At 72.1% G+C, this 17,226-nt stretch carries 15 protein-coding genes, 5 tRNA genes and 1 pseudogene; 14 read left to right on the forward strand and 7 right to left on the reverse strand.

All coding sequences use genetic code 11. The features are described 5' to 3' along the window. The 4 genes and pseudogenes from ACZ47G_RS34820 to ACZ47G_RS34835 form a co-directional block, all read right to left on the reverse strand. Nucleotides 1-134, reverse strand: a pseudogene (locus tag ACZ47G_RS34820) (ATP-binding protein); the annotation flags it as partial. Then, entirely contained in the window at nt 115-540 is a 426-nt protein-coding gene (locus tag ACZ47G_RS34825; RefSeq protein WP_465749722.1) for a DUF742 domain-containing protein, read from the reverse strand. The gene ACZ47G_RS34825 and the pseudogene ACZ47G_RS34820, both read right to left, overlap by 20 nt. A 161-nt stretch (nt 541-701) precedes the next feature. Continuing rightward, the gene (locus ACZ47G_RS34830; RefSeq protein ID WP_030248297.1) at nt 702-1,115 is read right to left on the reverse strand and encodes a roadblock/LC7 domain-containing protein; all 414 of its coding nucleotides are present in this window, start codon (nt 1,113-1,115) and stop codon (nt 702-704) included. A 10-nt stretch (nt 1,116-1,125) separates the two neighbouring features. Continuing rightward, nucleotides 1,126-4,926: a nitrate- and nitrite sensing domain-containing protein gene (locus tag ACZ47G_RS34835; protein ID WP_465749724.1), complete on the reverse strand. Its 3,801-nt coding sequence runs from the start codon at nt 4,924-4,926 to the stop codon at nt 1,126-1,128. A 685-nt stretch (nt 4,927-5,611) separates the two neighbouring features. Between ACZ47G_RS34835 and ACZ47G_RS34840 the strand changes: the two genes are divergently transcribed. The 8 genes from ACZ47G_RS34840 (at nt 5,612) to ACZ47G_RS34875 (ending at nt 9,415) form a co-directional block, all read left to right on the forward strand. Beyond that, on the forward strand, nt 5,612-5,830 hold the full coding sequence (locus ACZ47G_RS34840) for a hypothetical protein (protein WP_380453461.1): 219 nt from the start codon (nt 5,612-5,614) through the stop codon (nt 5,828-5,830). A 504-nt stretch (nt 5,831-6,334) separates the two neighbouring features. Then, entirely contained in the window at nt 6,335-7,135 is an 801-nt protein-coding gene (locus ACZ47G_RS34845; RefSeq protein ID WP_465749726.1) for a fumarylacetoacetate hydrolase family protein, read from the forward strand. Then, nucleotides 7,128-8,630 (forward strand): glutamate--tRNA ligase, encoded by a 1,503-nt coding sequence (gene gltX, locus ACZ47G_RS34850; RefSeq protein WP_465749728.1) that lies wholly within the window; start codon nt 7,128-7,130, stop codon nt 8,628-8,630. The genes ACZ47G_RS34845 and gltX overlap by 8 nt, the downstream gene beginning before the upstream one ends. 269 nt (nt 8,631-8,899) lie before the next feature. Continuing rightward, nucleotides 8,900-8,971, forward strand: a tRNA-Gln gene (locus ACZ47G_RS34855). A gap of 48 nt (nt 8,972-9,019) precedes the next feature. Beyond that, nucleotides 9,020-9,092, forward strand: a tRNA-Glu gene (locus ACZ47G_RS34860). Nucleotides 9,093-9,119: 27 nt separating this feature from the next. Then, nucleotides 9,120-9,192: transfer RNA gene (locus ACZ47G_RS34865), tRNA-Glu, on the forward strand. A gap of 26 nt (nt 9,193-9,218) precedes the next feature. Then, nucleotides 9,219-9,291 (forward strand) — tRNA-Glu (locus ACZ47G_RS34870). A 49-nt stretch (nt 9,292-9,340) separates the two neighbouring features. Beyond that, nucleotides 9,341-9,415 (forward strand) — tRNA-Gln (locus tag ACZ47G_RS34875). Nucleotides 9,416-9,561: 146 nt separating this feature from the next. Here ACZ47G_RS34875 and ACZ47G_RS34880 read toward each other — a convergent pair. Next, nucleotides 9,562-10,275 (reverse strand): IclR family transcriptional regulator, encoded by a 714-nt coding sequence (locus ACZ47G_RS34880; RefSeq protein ID WP_030306825.1) that lies wholly within the window; start codon nt 10,273-10,275, stop codon nt 9,562-9,564. A gap of 233 nt (nt 10,276-10,508) precedes the next feature. Here ACZ47G_RS34880 and leuC point away from each other — a divergent pair, with 233 nt between their 5' ends. The 4 genes from leuC to ACZ47G_RS34900 all read left to right on the forward strand — a co-directional run bounded on the left by leuC (nt 10,509) and on the right by ACZ47G_RS34900 (nt 13,940). Continuing rightward, nucleotides 10,509-11,948 (forward strand): 3-isopropylmalate dehydratase large subunit, encoded by a 1,440-nt coding sequence (leuC, locus tag ACZ47G_RS34885; RefSeq protein ID WP_465749731.1) that lies wholly within the window; start codon nt 10,509-10,511, stop codon nt 11,946-11,948. Between the two features lie 3 nt (nt 11,949-11,951). Further along, nucleotides 11,952-12,548, forward strand: a complete 597-nt coding sequence (leuD, locus tag ACZ47G_RS34890) for a 3-isopropylmalate dehydratase small subunit (protein ID WP_465749733.1) — start codon at nt 11,952-11,954, stop codon at nt 12,546-12,548. A 182-nt stretch (nt 12,549-12,730) separates the two neighbouring features. Next, a complete protein-coding gene (locus ACZ47G_RS34895) occupies nt 12,731-13,081 on the forward strand; it encodes an SCO5555 family protein (protein WP_380453449.1) in 351 nt (116 codons plus the stop codon). A gap of 133 nt (nt 13,082-13,214) precedes the next feature. Beyond that, nucleotides 13,215-13,940 carry an HU family DNA-binding protein gene (locus tag ACZ47G_RS34900; protein WP_465749735.1) on the forward strand — a complete coding sequence of 242 codons (726 nt, stop codon included), beginning with the start codon at nt 13,215-13,217 and terminating at the stop codon, nt 13,938-13,940. Between the two features lie 215 nt (nt 13,941-14,155). Here the strand turns inward: ACZ47G_RS34900 and ACZ47G_RS34905 are convergent, their stop codons facing one another. Both ACZ47G_RS34905 and cofC read right to left on the reverse strand, forming a co-directional pair. Continuing rightward, on the reverse strand, nt 14,156-14,380 hold the full coding sequence (locus ACZ47G_RS34905) for a hypothetical protein (RefSeq protein WP_465749736.1): 225 nt from the start codon (nt 14,378-14,380) through the stop codon (nt 14,156-14,158). Nucleotides 14,381-14,418: 38 nt separating this feature from the next. Then, complete coding sequence (gene cofC, locus ACZ47G_RS34910; RefSeq protein WP_465749738.1) at nt 14,419-15,102, reverse strand: 2-phospho-L-lactate guanylyltransferase; 684 nt, start codon at nt 15,100-15,102, stop codon at nt 14,419-14,421. 236 nt (nt 15,103-15,338) lie between these two features. On the opposite strand from cofC, the gene ACZ47G_RS34915 reads away from it, so the two are divergent. Together ACZ47G_RS34915 and ACZ47G_RS34920 are read left to right on the forward strand one after the other, a co-directional pair. Next, nucleotides 15,339-16,172, forward strand: coding sequence for a lysophospholipid acyltransferase family protein (locus ACZ47G_RS34915; RefSeq protein ID WP_465749740.1), 834 nt, complete (start codon nt 15,339-15,341; stop codon nt 16,170-16,172). Next, nucleotides 16,169-17,170: an NAD(P)H-dependent glycerol-3-phosphate dehydrogenase gene (locus tag ACZ47G_RS34920; protein WP_465749742.1), complete on the forward strand. Its 1,002-nt coding sequence runs from the start codon at nt 16,169-16,171 to the stop codon at nt 17,168-17,170. The genes ACZ47G_RS34915 and ACZ47G_RS34920 overlap by 4 nt, the downstream gene beginning before the upstream one ends. Nucleotides 17,171-17,226 lie beyond the last annotated feature (56 nt).

A 17,226-nucleotide genomic window follows, 5' to 3' on the forward strand; every position in this document is an offset into this window, starting at 1 on the left:
GCTTCGGTGCGCAGGGGGTTGATCTCGGAGACGGCGCCGACGAGCGTGGTCTTGCCGACACCGAAGCCGCCCGCGATGACGATCTTCGCGGAGGTCGTGGCGCGGGCGGGTCCGTTAGAGCTTGCGAAGTCCACTGAGGACCCTTTCGAGCAGCGTGACATCGGGCGTTCCGCCCGACTCGCCCGCGGCGGCGGGCTGGTGGATGGCGACAAGACCGGCCTCGGCAAGGTCGGCCACGAGGATGCGGGCCACACCGAGCGGCACACCGGCCAGTGCGGAGATCTCCGCGATGGACTTGACCTCACGGCAGAGGTTGACGATCCGGGCGTGCTCGGGCAGCAGCCCGGTGGTGCGCTCGGCCGAGCCCGTGGTCGAGATCAGGGCCTCGATCGCGAGCTGGTACCGGGGGCGCGTCCGGCCGCCGGTCATCGCGTACGGGCGGACCAGCGGCTGCTGCTCGTAGCCGTCGGACTGCTGCCCGCCGTAGCCGCTGCCGTACCCGCTGCCGTACGGGCCGGCGGGTGTCGAGGGCGGGGTCATGGGTCCTCCTTGTGCTGCGGCCTTGGGCAGCCGGTTCCAGCTGGGGCGGTGCCAGCTGAGGCGGGATCAGCTGCCTGAGGGTAGCTGAGGGTGGTGCGCCGGGGCCGGTCGGGTCGGACCCGGTGCGGGGTGGAACGGTGGGTGATCCGCGTGGGTTCCGGTCAGTGCAGGAGACTGCCCTGGAGTTCCGCGCGGAGTGCGGGGGTGAGGACGGCGCCGGCTCGGTCGACGAGCAGGGCCATCTCGTAGCCGACGAGGCCGATGTCGGAGTCGGGTGCGGCCAGGACGGCGAGGGCGGAGCCGTCGCTGACGGCCATGAGGAAGAGGAAGCCGCGCTCCATCTCGACGACGGTCTGGTTGACCTCGCCGCCTTCGAAGATCCGGCTGGCGCCGGAGGTGAGGGAGGTGAGGCCGGAGGCGACGGCGGCGAGCTGGTCGGCGCGGTCGCGCGGGAAGCCTTCCGACATGCACAGCAGGAGGCCGTCCGCGGAGACCACCACGGTGTGGGACACCCCGGGGGTGTTGTCCACGAAATTGGTGATCAGCCAGTTCAGGTTCTGTGCGGCCTGGCTCATCTGGTTCAACTCAACGCTCCTGGTGATCTGCGCCGTTGCCGTCGCTCCGGCCACCGAAACTATCGAATCCGGGCTGCTGGGCACCATGCTGGAAGCCCGGCGGGTTGGCGGCCTGCTCGGCCCCGGCCCGGCGGCCCTGCTGGATGCCGCGGCGCAGGTTGGTCAGGCGGCCGCGGACCTCCTCGGGGGCGCGGGAGACCTGGGGACCGGTCAGCGGGGAGGACTCGGCGGTGCCGGAGACCAGGTTGGCCTGCGGGGTGCGCCGGGGGAGGCCGGACATGGTGACCCCGCTGGTCGACGGCTCGCGGACCTGCTCGGCCCGGCGCCAGCGCTCGTCGTTCGCGGACGGGCGCCAGGGCGCGTCACCCTGACCGGGCTGACCGGGCTGCGGCGGGCCCTGGGGGGCCTGCGGCTGCGGCGCCTGCTGCTGGGGGGCCTGGGCCTGGGGGGCCTGCCGGGGCTGCTGCTGCGGGGCCCGCTGCGGCTGCCCGGGCTCCTGGAGCTCCGGCGCCGAGGTGCCGGGCCGGCGCGGCTGGTACGGCTGGGGACGGCCCTGCTCCGGGTCCTGCATCCGGCCGTCGGCCTGCTGTGGGTACCAGGGCTGCTCGCCGGCGGCGTCGGACGGGCCGGTCGGCAGTGCCATCGGCTCCTGACGCTGCTGCTGCTGCGGGTGCTGGGGCAGCGGCTGCTGCTGCGGGGCCGGCTGCGGCTGGGCCGGGGTCGGCACGTTCGGCAGCACCGGCTCCACCAGGCCGAGGCCCAGCGGGTCACGCGGGTCGATCTGGCTGGCCTCGAAGCGCGGCCGGGCGAACTGCTGGGTGCTCTCCAGCGGCGCCGGCTCGGCCGACGGCAGCGGCTGCGGCTGCTGCTGCGGGGGCAGCTGCGGCTGACGGCCCTGCTGCGGCGCGTCCGGGCCGGGGTGCTGCGGACGGCGCTGGCCCGGCTGGCCCTGCGGAGCCGGTCGGCCCTGCGGACCCTGCTGGCCGGGCGCACCGGGGCCCTGACGGCCGGGGGTGCGCTGCGGCAGGCCGGCCTGCGGACGGTTGCCCGGACGGGCACCCTGCTGCTGCGGGGCGCCGGGTCCGCCCGGACGGCCGTGCTGCGGCTGCTCGCCGCTCCGCGGGGCCGGAGCGCCCGGACCACCGTCGAACTCGCCCGCGGGGCGCGGACGCTCCTGGCCGGGGCGGCCCTGGCCGCGGCGCGGCAGACCGTTCGGGGCGCCCTGCGGCGAGCCCTGCGGCGGGCCTTGGCGGCCGGGGGCGCGCTGCGGCAGGCCGCCCTGAGGGGACTGCTGCGGCTGGCCCTGCTGGCCCTGCTGGCCGGCACCCGGCTGGGCGGGAGCCTGCGGCGCGGGGCCCGGCTGGCCCTGGCCGCGGCGGCGCGGCTGGCCCTGACCCGGCTGGCCGGGGCCCTGCTGGCCCTGACCCTGCTGACCCTGGCCCGGACCCTGCTGGCCCGGAGCCGGCTGGCCCGGCACGACGGGGTTCTCGCGCAGCGACTGCCCGACCTTACGGGTCGGCAGTCCGGCCAGGCCGCCGGGCGCACCCGGGCCGGTCGGCGCGGCAGGAGCGCCGGGAGCACCGGGCGCGGTGGGAGCCGCCGGGGCGCCCGGTCCGCCCTGGCCGAGCTGCGGACGCCCGCCCTGCGGGGCACCGCCGCCCGGGCCCTGGCCGAGCGCGGCCGGACCGTTCTGGCGGCCGGGCGGCATCTGGCGCTGCTGGCGCGGCGTCGGGGCGACCCCGCGCTGCTGCTTGCCCGGGCCGCCGGGGCCGGGGCGGCCGGCGCCGCGGCGGTCGGCGGAGTTGGTGACGTCGACGGGGAGCATGACCAGCGCGGTGGTGCCACCCGAGTCGCTGGGGCGGAGCTGGATCCGGATGCCGTGTCGCAGGGACAGGCGGCCGACCACGAAGAGGCCCATGCGGCGGGAGACCGAGACGTCCACCGTCGGCGGGTTGGCGAGGCGCTCGTTGATCTCGGCGAGGTCGTCCGGGCTGAGGCCGATGCCGGTGTCGTGGATCTCGACCAGCACCCGGCCGTCCGGCAGGGCGTGGCCGGTGACCCGGACGCGGGTCTGCGGGCTGGAGAACGAGGTGGCGTTCTCCAGCAGCTCGGCGAGCAGGTGGACGAGGTCGTTGACGACGCGGCCGGCGACCTCGGCCGACGGCACGGCGGCGAGCTCGATGCGCTCGTACTGCTCCACCTCGGAGGCGGCGGCGCGGAGCACGTCGACCAGCGGGACGGGGCGGGTCCAGCGGCGGCCCGGGTCCTCACCGGCGAGGACGAGGAGGTTTTCGCCGTTGCGGCGCATGCGGGTCGCGAGGTGGTCGAGCTTGAACAGGTTGGCCAGCTGGTCCGGGTCGGCCTCGCGGCTCTCCAGCTCGGAGATCAGCGACAGCTGGCGCTGGATCAGGCCCTGGCTGCGGCGCGACAGGTTGGTGAACATCGCGTTGATGTTGCCGCGCAGGAGGGCCTGCTCGGCGGCGAGACGGACGGCCTCGCTGTGCACCATGTCGAACGCGTGCGCCACGTGACCGATCTCGTCGGTCGAGTCGACGGCGACCGGTTCGACGGTGGTGTCGACGTCGTGCGGGTCGCTCTCGGAGAGCGTCTTGACCAGCTCGGGCAGGCGCCGCTCGGCGACGTCCTCGGCCGCGGTCTGCAGTCGGGTCAGCGAGCGCACCATCGAGCGGGCGATCAGACCGGCGCCGCCGAGGGCGACGAGCAGGGTCAGGGCGACGGCGGCACCGATGATCAGGGCCTCGGTGTCGGCCTGGGACTGGAGGTCCTGGGCCTTTCCGTCGAGGTCCTCGATCAGCTTGGACTCGATCCGGCGCTCGGCCGTGATCTTGGTGGTGGCCTTCTCGTACCAGTCCTTGTACGAGACCGGCTCGGTCTGGTGGATGCCGCCCGGCTGGAGGATCGAGCGCGAGTAGCGGTCGGCCTCGGCGACCACGTTGTTGTAGCTCAGCTGGCCGCGCAGGTTGTCCAGGTCGTGCGCGGTGTAGATGTTGTTGAAACTGGTGAGCGCGTTGTCGTACGTGGTGCGCAGACGGATGCCGAAGGACTCGTCGCTCGCGCTCAGGTCGGGGGCCTTGGGGTTGGCCAGACCGGCGCTGATCAACGCGCGCTGCTGCGAGGTGGCGTCCTTGGCCAGCGAGAACTGCTGCAGGGCGCGGGTGGCGACCAGCAGGTCCTTGTTGTTCGAGGCGAGCGCGATGTCCTGGGTGATGCCCAGCAGGTCGCGGATGATCACGTCGTAGGCGGTGATCGTCGCCTGGATGTTCTGGTTGTTCTGGTACGGCGTGTTGCGGGCGTCCGCGATCGAGTTCAGGTCCTTGCGGATCTGGAACAACAGGGCCTTCCCGCCGGAGAGTTCGAGGTTCTCGAACTTGTCGGAGGAGGCGGTGAAGGTGCGGCTGAGGTCGTCGGTGGACTTGCGGGCGGCGACGATCTCGTCGTCCAGCGGGTCGTTCGGACGGTTGGTGATGTAGCCGGCGCTGAGGTCGCGCTCGGTCTGCAGCGCGTCCGCGAGGTTGGTCGCCTTCTTGGCCAGATCGGACAGGTTGGCCATCTGGGCGAGTTGCTGGGAGTTCTCCAGCGAGGTCTGGATGCGCAGGCCGCCGAGGACCAGCGAGACCAGGACGGGCAGCGCGAGCAGGGCGATGAGCCGGGTGCGGATGCGCCAGTTGCGCATCGCGAGCCGGCTCAGACCGGTGGCGCGGCGCCTGGTCAGGGTGGTCCGGAGCTTGTCCCGGGCGGACTTCCGTTCCTGGCCGTCGTCGTCCGGGCCGGCGGGGGCCTCGGGCGTCACGGGGTCGGTCGGGCCACCGGGGGCCGCCGCCTGCTGAGGTGCTGCCCCGGGCTCGCGCGACTCCGGGTCACCCGCGGCGCCGCTACCCCTTTTGAAACGTCCCTGCACTGGCGTCGCAACCTCTGGACCGGGCGTCCCGCCGCGTCGCCACGGCCTGGACGGTGTCGAGTTTCGTCCGCACCCCGGCCGGTCCGGGAGAGCGGGTCGCCGGGGTGGACTGCTCCCTACCCACGGTCCGTGGCATTCCAGCACAGCCAGGGAATCCCAACAAGGGCCGCTGGAACCTGCCGCCGGGTACTACCGACCGCATGCGGGATCTCACTGACTGTGCGGTAACCGGACCGGAATACCGCCTTTTTCGGACACTCGCCGGATACATGCCAACGTGACCCGAGATCGACAAGAGTCGCAGACCTGCCGAAATGCCCGTTGTGTGCGGAATGCCGGGAAATTCCGATCCGGCGATATGTCGGATATTCGTGATTTGTGCGTCAATTTGTGAGCAAAATCACAGGCTAATGTGTAGCTTTGGTCACGGCCTCTGTGGAATGAGATCTCGTAACCTGGCTGTCTCCGGAGCACGGCTCGATCAGCCTGCCCAGAACCCCTCCGAATCAATCGGAATCACGCAGGCCGGCGCGGAATCCCTGGCGATCCGCCCGGCCACGAACACGAGGTGCTCTCGATGTCCCTGGCGAAGAAGGCCACCAAGTCCACGCTGTCCTGCCGCTCCACGGCGAACCCGCGCCGGACCACGCTGGCCTCGGTCGAGGACTTCAGCAAGATCCCGGGCGCCCGCAAGTCCGAGGACGTCGTCACCTACGCCACCGAGCTGCCGGCCAGCACCGCCAACCCGCGCCGCACCCAGCTGATGGTCGCCCCGGTCATCGCCCCGCTGGACTGACCCGACCGAGCTCCACCCCAGGGCGCCGCGAACCCGCTGGTTCGCGGCGCCCTCGGCTATTCGCCCGCTCGCCTCCGGGGCGCTCTTGGCCCGGTGCCGACGGTCGGCGGGCGCTGCGCCACCTCCTTCGTCGGCGGCTTGGCCCTTCTCCCTTTCGGCACCGGCGCGCCCCTTCGGCTCGGGGCGGTGATTCGCCCGCTCACGTCCGGGGCGCTCTTGGCCCGGCGCCGACGGTCGGCGGGCGCTGCGCCACCTCCTTCGTCGGCGGCTTGGCCCTTCTCCCTTTCGGCACCGGCGCGCCCCTTCGGCTCGGGGCGGTGATTCGCCCGCTCGCCTCCGGGGCGTTCCCCCCTCGAACCGCACTGAACTGGGGCAAAGCGCCCCCGACGGGCCCCACGCGATAGCCTGGGCCACGATTGACGGGGCCGCGCCCGTGGCGGGCGAGGCGCCCAGCAGCGCCCGGGGGCGCCCCGGGCGGCCGACGAAGCGAGGGGTAGCCCAGCCGTGCGCATTGCCAGGTTTTCCGTCCGGGAGGGGAGCCCTGCCGCCGGCAGCGTCTCCTTCGGCGTGGTCGAGGGGGACCCCTCCCAGCCCGACTCGCTGGTCGTCCACGAGCTGGCCGGCCACCCGTTCGGCCAACCCCAGCCCACCGGCGAGAGCTACCGCTTCCAGGACGTCCGGCTGCTCAGCCCGATGCTCCCCAACAAGATCGTGGCGGTCGGCCGCAACTACGCGGCGCACGCGGCGGAGCTGGGCAACGACGTCCCGGACGTCCCGCTCACCTTCTTCAAGCCGTCCACCTCGGTGATCGGCCCGACCGAGAACATCGCGTACCCGCCGTTCTCCTCGGACGTCCACCACGAGGCCGAACTCGCCGTGGTGATCGGCCGGATGTGCCGCGAGGTGCCGCTGGACCGGGTGCCCGAGGTGATCCTCGGCTACACCTGCGCCAACGACGTCACCGCCCGGGACGTCCAGCAGCGCGAGGGCCAGTGGGCCCGGGCCAAGGGCTTCGACACCGCCTGCCCGCTCGGGCCGTGGATCGAGACCGACCTCGACCCGAGCGACCTCGCCGTCACCTGCACGGTCAACGGCGAGCTCCGCCAGACCGGTCGCACCTCCCTGATGATCCGCTCGGTCGCCGAACTGGTCGTCCACATCTCCGAGGCCATGACGCTGCTGCCCGGCGACGTCATCCTCACCGGCACGCCCGCAGGGGTGGGCCCCCTCAACGTCGGCGACGAGGTCGCCGTCTCCATCGAAGGCATCGGCACTCTCACCAACAAGGTGATCAAGCGTGGCTAACACTGACCCGGCCGTCCGGGTTCGCTTCTGTCCGTCCCCGACCGGCAACCCCCACGTGGGCATGGTCCGCACGGCCCTGTTCAACTGGGCCTACGCCCGCCACACCGGCGGCAAGCTGGTCTTCCGGATCGAGGACACCGACTCCGCCCGCGACTCCGAGGAGTCGTACGGCCAGCTGCTCGAGGCCATGAGCTGGCTCGGCCTGGACTGGGACGAGGGTCCGGAGGTCGGCGGCCCGCACGCGCCGTACCGCCAGTCGCAGCGGATGGACATCTACGCCGACGTCGCCCGCCGCCTCCAGGAGGCCGGCCACGCGTACCACTGCTACTGCAGCACCGAGGAGTTGGACGCCCGCCGCGAGGCGGCTCGCGCGGCCGGCAAGCCCTCCGGCTACGACGGCCACTGCCGCGACCTGACGGACGACCAGGTCGCCGTCTACAAGCTGGAGAAGCGCGAGCCGATCCTGCGCTTCCGGATGCCCGACCGGACCATCTCCTTCGACGACCTGGTGCGCGGCACGCTCACCTTCGAGCCGGAGAACGTCCCGGACTACGGCATCGTCCGGGCCAACGGCGCCCCGCTGTACACCCTGGTCAACCCGGTGGACGACGCCCTGATGGGCATCACCCACGTGCTGCGCGGCGAGGACCTGCTGTCCTCCACCCCGCGGCAGATCGCGCTGTACGCGGCGCTCGCCGAGATCGGTGTCGGCGAGGGCACCACCCCGCGCTTCGGCCACCTGCCGTACGTGATGGGCGAGGGCAACAAGAAGCTCTCCAAGCGCGACCCGCAGTCCTCGCTCAACCTGTACCGCGAGCGCGGCTTCATCCGCGAGGGCCTGCTCAACTACCTGTCCCTGCTGGGCTGGTCGCTCGCCGAGGACCGCGACCTGTTCGACATGGACGAGATGGTCGCCGCCTTCGACGTGGCCAAGGTGAACTCCAACCCGGCCCGCTTCGACCTGAAGAAGTGCGAGGCGATCAACGCCGAGCACGTCCGCCGGCTGGCCCCGGAGGACTTCGTCCGGCGCCTGGTGCCGTTCCTCCAGGACCCCGGCCTGCTGCCGGCCGAGCCGACCGCCGAGCAGCTGGACCTGCTGGCCCGGATCGCGCCGCTCACCCAGGAGCGGATGGTCGTGCTCAGCGAGATCGTGAACATGGCCGGCTTCCTGTTCGTCGACCCGGCCGACTTCGCGGTGGACCCGGACGACGCCGCCAAGGTGCTGACCGCCGACGCCGGCCCGGTGCTGGAGGCCAGCGTCAAGGCGCTGGAGGAGCTCGCGGACTTCACCCCGGAGCCGATCCAGGCCGCGCTGCGCGAGGCGCTGGTGGAGGGCCTGGGCATCAAGCCCAAGTTCGCCTTCACGCCGCTGCGGGTGGCCGTCACGGGCCGCCGGGTCTCGCCGCCGCTGTTCGAGTCGATGGAGCTGCTCGGCCGCCCCGAGACGCTGCGCCGCCTCCGCTCCGCCCTGGACGCCCTGCCGGCCGCCCAGTAGTGGCCCGGTAGCCCCCCAGGGCCCGCCCCGGCGGGCCGCTGAGCAGCCCGCGGGCCCGGCTCCGTGCCGGGCCCGCGGCGCACCCGGAGGTCACCGGACGGCCTCCTGGCCGCTGCCTGCGGTTATCGATTTTGGAGCCAGGGCAGACGTCGGGTAATGTTCTTTCTGCGCCGCCCGGGAGGGAACGGACGAGGGAGCGAAAGCCCCTCGGAGCCGGACCGACCGAGAGGCGCGACGCCTGAGAAGGCCCCGCCGGGGTTCAACTCTGGTGGGGTATGGTGTAATTGGCAGCACGACTGATTCTGGTTCAGTTAGTCTAGGTTCGAGTCCTGGTACCCCAGCGCAGTACGATCGGTAACGGTCGGACGGCAGTACAAATGAAGATCCAAGCCCCCGTTGTGTAGCGGCCTAGCACGCTGCCCTCTCACGGCAGTAGCGCCGGTTCGAATCCGGTCGGGGGTACTGGTCCCGCAAGGGACCGCCTGGAAAGCCCCCGTTGTGTAGCGGCCTAGCACGCTGCCCTCTCACGGCAGTAGCGCCGGTTCGAATCCGGTCGGGGGTACTGATCTCGCAAGGGATCGCCAGGATGCCCCCGTTGTGTAGCGGCCTAGCACGCTGCCCTCTCACGGCAGTAGCGCCGGTTCGAATCCGGTCGGGGGTACTTCAGAGCAGGAAGCCGGTGGGCTCGCCCATCGGCCCTTGCTTTGTGTTGGGGTATGGTGTAATTGGCAGCACGAGTGATTCTGGTTCATTTAGTCTAGGTTCGAGTCCTGGTACCCCAGCCAGAAATTGGAAAGGCCCCCTGGCGGGGCCTTTTTGCTTTTCCCGGTGAATGCCGCCGAAGGCCCCCGCTCGACTCCGAGCGGGGGCCTTCGGCTGTTTTCGGTGGGGGAGTGGGGGTGGGTGGGGTCGGTGGGGGAATTCGGCCGGGTCAGCTCCGGCGCAGGGCCTCGGTGAGCCGGTTCGCGGCCTCGATGATGGCCTGGGCGTGCAGCCGGCCCGGGTGGCGGGTCAGTCGCTCGATCGGGCCGGAGACGGAGACGGCGGCCACCACGCGGTTGGAGGGGCCGCGCACGGGAGCGGAGACGGACGCGACGCCCGGCTCCCGCTCGCCGATCGACTGGGCCCAGCCCCGGCGCCGCACGCCGCTCAGCGCGGTGGCGGTGAACCGGGCGCCCTGGAGGCCGCGGTGGAGCCGCTCCGGCTCCTCCCAGGCCAGCAGGACCTGGGCGGCCGAACCGGCCTTCATCGGCAGGGTGCTGCCGACCGGGACGGTGTCCCGCAGGCCGGAGAGCCGCTCGGCGGCGGCTACGCAGATCCGCATCTCGCCCTGGCGGCGGTAGAGCTGTGCGCTCTCGCCGGTGACGTCGCGCAGGTGGGTCAGGACCGGGCCCGCGGTGGCGAGCAGCCGGTCCTCTCCCGCCGCGGCGGAGAGTTCGGACAGCCGGGGGCCGAGGATGAACCGCCCCTGCATGTCCCTGGTGACCAGACGGTGGTGTTCGAGTGCGACGGCGAGTCGGTGGGCCGTGGGGCGCGCCAGGCCGGTGGCGGCGACCAGCCCCGCCAACGTGGCGGGGCCCGACTCCAGTGCGCTCAGCACCAGAGCGGCCTTGTCGAGAACGCCGACGCCGCTAGAGTTGTCCATGCCCTAAGACTGCAGTCTCATTCCGCGAGACGCAAGTTCAATCTTCCGGGAAAAGCGCCACTCTGGATGCAGCAGCCCGGGAGACATCCAGGATGGGGCCTCGTCAGAGTGTCCGCATCGTGGACAGCGATCCGGCCTGCAGGTCGCGCGCACCCCGCTCCGCACGGGCGGCGTACGCGAATGACCTCGACGACACGAGAAGGCCGGCAACGCGGCCGGCTGGAGGGAATCCGATGGGACGGACACTCGCAGAGAAGGTCTGGGACGACCACGTCGTGCGGCGCGCGGAGGGCGAGCCCGACCTCCTCTTCATCGACCTCCACCTGCTCCACGAGGTGACCAGCCCGCAGGCCTTCGACGGCCTCCGGCTGGCCGGCCGTACGGTCCGCCGCACCGATCTGACGATCGCCACCGAGGACCACAACACCCCGACCCTGGACATCGACAAGCCGATCGCCGACCCGGTCTCCCGGGTGCAGCTGGAGACCCTGCGCCGCAACGCGGCCGAGTTCGGCGTCCGGATCCACTCGCTCGGCGACGTCGAGCAGGGCGTGGTGCACGTGGTCGGCCCCCAGCTCGGCCTGACCCAGCCCGGCACCACCGTGGTCTGCGGCGACTCCCACACCTCCACCCACGGTGCCTTCGGGGCGCTGGCGTTCGGCATCGGCACCAGCCAGGTCGAGCACGTGCTGGCCACCCAGACGCTGCCGCTGGCGCCGTTCCGGACCATGGCCGTCACCGTCGAGGGCGAACTGCCCGAGGGCGTCACGGCCAAGGACCTGATCCTGGCCGTCATCACCGAGATCGGCACCGGCGGCGGCCAGGGCTACGTCCTGGAGTACCGCGGTGCGGCGATCCGGAGCCTGTCCATGGAGGCCCGGATGACCGTCTGCAACATGTCGATCGAGGCGGGCGCCCGAGCCGGGATGATCGCCCCCGACGACACCACCTTCGAGTACCTCAAGGGCCGCCCGCACGCCCCCCAGGGCGAGGACTGGGACGCCGCCGTCGAGTACTGGCGGACCCTGACCACCGACGAGGACGCGGTGTTCGACCACGAGGTGGTCATCGACGCGAGCACGCTCACCCCGTTCGTCACCTGGGGCACCAACCCCGGCCAGGGTGCCCCGCTCGGCGCCGACGTCCCCGACCCCGCGGACTTCGCCGACCCGCAGGCGCGCGCGGCCGCCGAGAACGCCCTGAAGTACATGGGCCTTGAGGCGGGCACCCCGCTGCGCGAGGTCGCCGTCGACGCCGTCTTCGTCGGCTCCTGCACCAACGGCCGGATCGAGGACCTGCGGGCCGCCGCCGCCGTACTGGAGGGCCGCAAGGTCGCCGACGGGGTGCGGATGCTGGTCGTCCCGGGTTCCGTACGGGTCGCCCTGCAGGCCGTCGAGGAGGGCCTGGACGCGGTGTTCACCGCCGCCGGGGCCGAATGGCGGCACGCCGGCTGCTCGATGTGCCTGGGCATGAACCCCGACCAGCTCGCCCCGGGTGAGCGCTGCGCCTCCACCTCGAACCGCAACTTCGAGGGCCGGCAGGGCAAGGGCGGCCGCACCCACCTGGTCTCCCCGCAGGTCGCCGCCGCGACCGCCGTCCTGGGCCGCCTGGCCGCCCCGTCCGACCTGTCCGTCAACGCCCTCTCTTCGATCCAGCACAGTGTGGAGGCCTGAGCCATGGAGAAGTTCACCACCCACACCGGCCGGGCCGTCCCGCTGCGCCGCAGCAACGTGGACACCGACCAGATCATCCCGGCCCATTGGCTCAAGAAGGTCACCCGATCCGGTTTCGAGGACGGCCTGTTCGAAGCCTGGCGCAAGGACGAGTCGTTCGTCCTCAATCGGCCCGAGCGCCAGGGCGCCACGGTCCTGGTGGCCGGCCCCGAGTTCGGCACCGGCTCCTCCCGCGAGCACGCCGTCTGGGCGCTGCAGAACTACGGCTTCCACGCGGTCATCTCCTCGCGCTTCGCCGACATCTTCCGGGGCAACTCGCTGAAGAACGGTCTGCTGACCGTCGTGCTCCCCCAGGAGACCGTGGAGCGCCTCTGGTCGCTCACCGAGAGTGACCCTTCGGCCGAGATCACCGTTGATCTGGAGAAGCGGGAAGTTCGGGCCGAGGGCGTCACCGCGCCCTTCGAACTGGACGACAACGTCCGCTGGCGGCTGCTCAACGGCCTGGACGACATCAGCATCACCCTGCGGAACGAGGCCGACATCGCCGCCTACGAGGCGACCCGTCCGGCGTTCAAGCCCCGTACTCTGCCGGTCTCCTGAGTTCCCCTCAGAACAAGCATTCTGACGATCGACCGGATGGCCCGCGCTCCCCTTCGGGGGGGCCGGGCCATCCGGCGTTCCGGAGCACGAGTTAGCGCCGGGTCCTCCCCGGATTGCCCATTCGGCTTTGCGGAAGAGGGCCCCGCGCAAGTACAACTGCGGGTAGATGGCACAATCAGTACATGCACCGGCACCATGAACCTCCGTACGCGGGCGGCGAACCCGCGTCCGAGGAGTCCACGGGCCGGGGATCCGAACGCCGAATTGACGATCGGCCGGACGTCACCTCCGCAACATCAGCTGAGGCGCCGGACGACCAGGAAGTCGCAGCGCTCTACGCGCTTGTGGCCGAGCGGTTGAAGCAAGCTCACGCCCGCGTGCATGCGCTGAACGTGTCTGTCGATGCAAAGACCGCTCTCACCCGTCAACTGCTCATCGTCACGGAGACCGCCAAGCGCGATCTTCCGGAGGCGGCAAGGCGGTTGAGTCGCTTTGTACATGACCTCGACGAGGGGCGCCCGCCGCTCGACTGAGGTCGCGGACGCGCAAATCCATTGCGACACTAGGGTGATTCGCGCGTTTGGTAATTGAAAGTCCGCAGATACATACCTAACGTGCGAAAAGAACGGATGGAATCATCCGGCGCCCGTTTCCGAAGGGGAAGACGTGAACAAGGCTCAGCTTGTCGAAGCGGTGGCCGAGCAGCTGGGCGGTCGCAAGGCTGCCGCAGAGGCCGTCGACGCAGTGCTCGACACCATGGTCCGTGCCGTTGTGGCCGGTGACCGGGTTTCGGTCACCGGTTTCGGCACCTTCGAGAAGGTGGAGCGCTCCGCGCGCTTCGCCCGCAACCCGCAGACCGGCGAGCGGGTCAAGGTCAAGAAGACCTCGGTCCCCCGCTTCCGTCCGGGCCAGGGCTTCAAGGACCTGGTCAGCGGCAGCAAGAAGCTGCCGAAGGAAGGCCCCTCGGTGAAGAAGGCCCCCAAGGGCTCCCTCACCCCGGGCAAGACCGGCGTCGCCGCGACCCCGGCCGCCAAGCGTGCCGCCACCAAGCGCGCCGCTGCTGCCGCCGCCGCCCCGGCCGCCACCAAGAAGGCCGCCGCGAAGAAGGCGACCACCACGGCTGCCGCCAAGAAGACCACGGCCACCGCCGCGAAGAAGGCGACCGCCACCAAGAAGGCCACCACGGCCGCCGCCGCCAAGAAGACCACGGCGACCGCGACCAAGGCCGCCGCGACCAAGAAGACGGCCGCCGCGAAGAAGGCGACCACCACCGCCGCCGCCAAGAAGACCACGGCCACCGCCAAGAAGGCGACCGCCACGGCCAAGAAGACGGCGCCGGCGAAGAAGACCGCCACCCGCAAGACCACCGCGCGCAAGACCTCTGCCAAGTAAGTCCCGCGCGACTGTCCTCGGACGGTCTTCGGCTCGGAGCCGCGGCACCCCCTTCCGTGAATTACGGAGACCGGGTGGCCGCGGCTCTTTCGATTTCCGGGCGCTTAGTCAGGATTAGACGGCAGCCCCCGGCCGGGCACGGAAAACCGCGGGACCGGCGGATAACGAGGAAGGCGGGGAGGGCGGCGGGACGGCGTCGGCGCGCGTCGACCGGGTCAGCGTCCGTCGGCGGCGTCGGGGAAGGTCTGCAGCGTCACGAAGACCACCCGGCGGGCCTCGCCGGCACCCTCGGTGCGGATCCGCACCCGCTGGCCGGGGCGCAGCAGCAGCAGGCCGCCGGCGTCGAAGGCGGACGCGTCGAACGGCACCGGGGTCCCGTCGTCGAGCAGCACGGAGCCGGCCCGGGTGGCGGGGTCGAAGGTGAACGCGGTGGCCTGCATGCCAGCAGCATAGCGAGCGGGCCGGGCGGGCCGGCTGGTCAGGAGCGGTCCAGACGTGCGAACAGCGCACTGGTGTACGGGCCCAGGCCGAGCGTCGCGGCCTCGCCGAGGTCGGCCCCGGTGTCGACGTCCCGGCGGACCGACTCCACGTCCGCCAGGCGCAGTTCGAGCGCTCCGCCGGCCGCGTGCCGGGCCCGGGAGCCGTCCCCGAAGGCGGGGGCGAGCGGACGGCCGGGGGAACTGGCCAGCAGGGTGGTGCCGAGGCCGGGGGAGTCCGGCAGGAAGGCCCGGCCGTCCGGCGGCACCGCGCCCAGTACCCGGGCGAGTTCGGCCGGGCGCAGGGCCGGCAGGTCCGCCGAGAGGGCGGCCAGCGGGGTCCGCGGAGCGAGCGCCCGGGCGGCCGACGCGCCGTGCGCCAGCGCCCGGTTGAGGCCGCCGCCGGGCTCGTCCGCGACCACCACGGCGCCGAGTTCGGCCAGTCGGGCGCCCGCGACGGCGTCCGGGGTGACCACCAGGACGCGGGCGACGCCCGGGGTGGCCAGCGCGGCGGTGACCGTGTCGAGGGCGAAGGACAGGGCCAGCTCGGCCCGGTGCGGCCCCGCGTACGGGGCCAGTCGGCTCTTCGCCAGGGCGAGCGGCTTGAGCGGCAGCACCAGCGACCAGACGGCGGCGGGTGCGGCGGGCGCGACGGGCCCGCTGGGGCGTACGGTGTCCTGGGTCATCGGCGTCATTGTGTCGCCGGGGCCGGAGCCCTCGCCAGGCCGTCCGAGCTGTGCGGACGTGCGTTTGATCACGCCCGCCCGGCGGGTTGGCGCGGCCGCTCGACAGCCGGTGAGCAGGCGGGCGACACTGTTCCGCGCCCGGGGCCCGGGCGCCGCTCGCAGGTCGCAGCGGTGCGCGGCACCGGAGGCCATGACCGCGGCACCCCACGTGCCGCATCGGATGAGAAGGAGCTGGGGTGGCCCGCCGCTCGTACGCCAAGTTCGGCAACGCCGACTACGGCATCTGGTACCGCTTCGCGGCCGTGCTGGTGAAGCCGGTGACGACCGCCCTGGTGAAGCCCGACTGGCGGGGCTGGGAGCACATTCCCGAGAAGGGCGGCTTCATCGCCGCGGTGAATCACAATTCGATCATCGACCCGGTGATCTACGCGCACTGGCAGTACAACAGCGGGCGGCCGCCGCGGATCCTCGGCAAGTCCTCGCTGTTCTCGATCCCGTTCATCGGATTCATGCTGCGCAAGACCGGTCAGATTCCGGTGTTCCGCGAGTCCACCGACGCCGCGCAGGCCTTCCGGGCCGCGATCGACGCCGTCAACAACGGGCAGTGCGTGCAGTTCTACCCGGAGGGAACGCTCACCCGGGACCCGGACCTGTGGCCGATGACCGGCAAGAACGGGGTCGCCCGGGTCGCGCTGATGACCGGTGCGCCGGTCATCCCGGTCGCGCACTGGGGCGCCCACGAGATCATCCCGCCGTACGGCCGGGCCGGTTTCGGCAAGGGCAAGTTCAACCTGTTCCCGCGCCACCGGGTGACGGTGGCCGCCGGGCCCGCGGTGGACCTGAGCAAGTACCAGGGCATGGAGCTCACCGCCCAGGTGCTCAACGACGCCACCGAGGACATCATGGCCGCCATCACCGACGTGCTGGCCGAGGTCCGCGGCGAGCAGCCGCCGGCCGAGCGCTACGACATGCGCAAGGCGGCCCGCGAGCGGGCCGCCGTCGCGCAGGCCGAACGCCGCCGGGCCAAGGGCCCGCGGGACGGCAACGACGGTCAGGGGGCGGGCCGATGACCCGCTGCGCCGTGATGGGGACGGGCTCCTGGGGCACCGCGTTCGCGATGGTGCTGGCCGACGCCGGCTGCGACGTCGTGCTGTGGGCCCGCCGCCAGGAGCTGGTGGACGCCGTCAACACCACCCACGAGAACCCGGACTACCTGCCGGGCGTCCGGCTGCCCGACACCGTCCGGGCCACCACCGACGCCGCCGAGGCGCTGGCCGGCGCCGACTTCGCGGTGCTGGTGGTGCCCTCGCAGACGCTGCGCGACAACCTGGCCGCGTGGGCGCCGCTGATCGAGCCGCAGACCGTGCTGGTGAGCCTGATGAAGGGCATCGAACTCGGCACCGCCAAGCGGATGAGCGAGGTGATCGACGAGGTCACCAAGGTCGGGCCGGAGCGGGTCGCGGTGGTCAGCGGGCCCAACCTGGCCAAGGAGATCGCCAACCGGCAGCCCGCCGCCAGCGTGGTGGCCTGCACCGACGAGGCGGTCGCCAAGCGGCTCCAGGCGGCCTGCCACACGCCGTACTTCCGGCCGTACACCAACACCGACGTGATCGGCTGCGAACTCGGCGGCGCCGTCAAGAACGTGATCGGCCTGGCCGTCGGCATGGCGGCCGGCATGGGGCTCGGCGACAACACCAAGGCGACGCTGATCACCCGCGGACTGGCCGAGACCACCCGGCTCGGCGAGGTGCTGGGCGCGGACCCGCACACCTTCGCGGGGCTGGCCGGGATGGGCGACCTGGTCGCCACCTGCTCCTCACCGCTGTCGCGCAACAACACCTTCGGGATGAACCTGGGCCGGGGCATGTCGCTGGCCGAGACCATCGCGGCCACCCGGCAGACCGCGGAGGGCGTCAAGTCCTGTGAATCGGTGCTGGACCTGGCCCGGCGCAGCGGGGTCGACATGCCGATCGTCGAGGCCGTGGTGGACGTGGTGCACAACGGGCGGCCGACCCAGGAGGCGCTCCAGGCGCTGATGTCCCGCTCGGCCAAGGCGGAGCGGCGCTGAGGCGGGGGCGCCGGGGCGTGGGCGCCGGGACGGAGCGGCGCCGAGGCGGGTCCGGC

The organism is Kitasatospora sp. NPDC030952, from assembly GCF_055571335.1.

Bases quoted from the DNA above. Each gene is read 5' to 3' on its own strand.
- leuC (WP_465749731.1), top strand. From the start codon at position 10,509: ATGGGACGGACACTCGCAGAGAAGGTCTGGGACGACCACGTCGTGCGG.
- ACZ47G_RS34825 (WP_465749722.1), bottom strand. From the start codon at position 540: ATGACCCCGCCCTCGACACCCGCCGGCCCGTACGGCAGCGGGTACGGC.
- cofC (WP_465749738.1), bottom strand. From the start codon at position 15,102: ATGACCCAGGACACCGTACGCCCCAGCGGGCCCGTCGCGCCCGCCGCA.
- ACZ47G_RS34920 (WP_465749742.1), top strand. From the start codon at position 16,169: ATGACCCGCTGCGCCGTGATGGGGACGGGCTCCTGGGGCACCGCGTTC.
- ACZ47G_RS34880 (WP_030306825.1), bottom strand. From the start codon at position 10,275: ATGGACAACTCTAGCGGCGTCGGCGTTCTCGACAAGGCCGCTCTGGTG.
- ACZ47G_RS34830 (WP_030248297.1), bottom strand. From the start codon at position 1,115: ATGAGCCAGGCCGCACAGAACCTGAACTGGCTGATCACCAATTTCGTG.
- leuD (WP_465749733.1), top strand. From the start codon at position 11,952: ATGGAGAAGTTCACCACCCACACCGGCCGGGCCGTCCCGCTGCGCCGC.
- ACZ47G_RS34905 (WP_465749736.1), bottom strand. From the start codon at position 14,380: ATGCAGGCCACCGCGTTCACCTTCGACCCCGCCACCCGGGCCGGCTCC.
- ACZ47G_RS34895 (WP_380453449.1), top strand. From the start codon at position 12,731: ATGCACCGGCACCATGAACCTCCGTACGCGGGCGGCGAACCCGCGTCC.
- ACZ47G_RS34840 (WP_380453461.1), top strand. From the start codon at position 5,612: ATGTCCCTGGCGAAGAAGGCCACCAAGTCCACGCTGTCCTGCCGCTCC.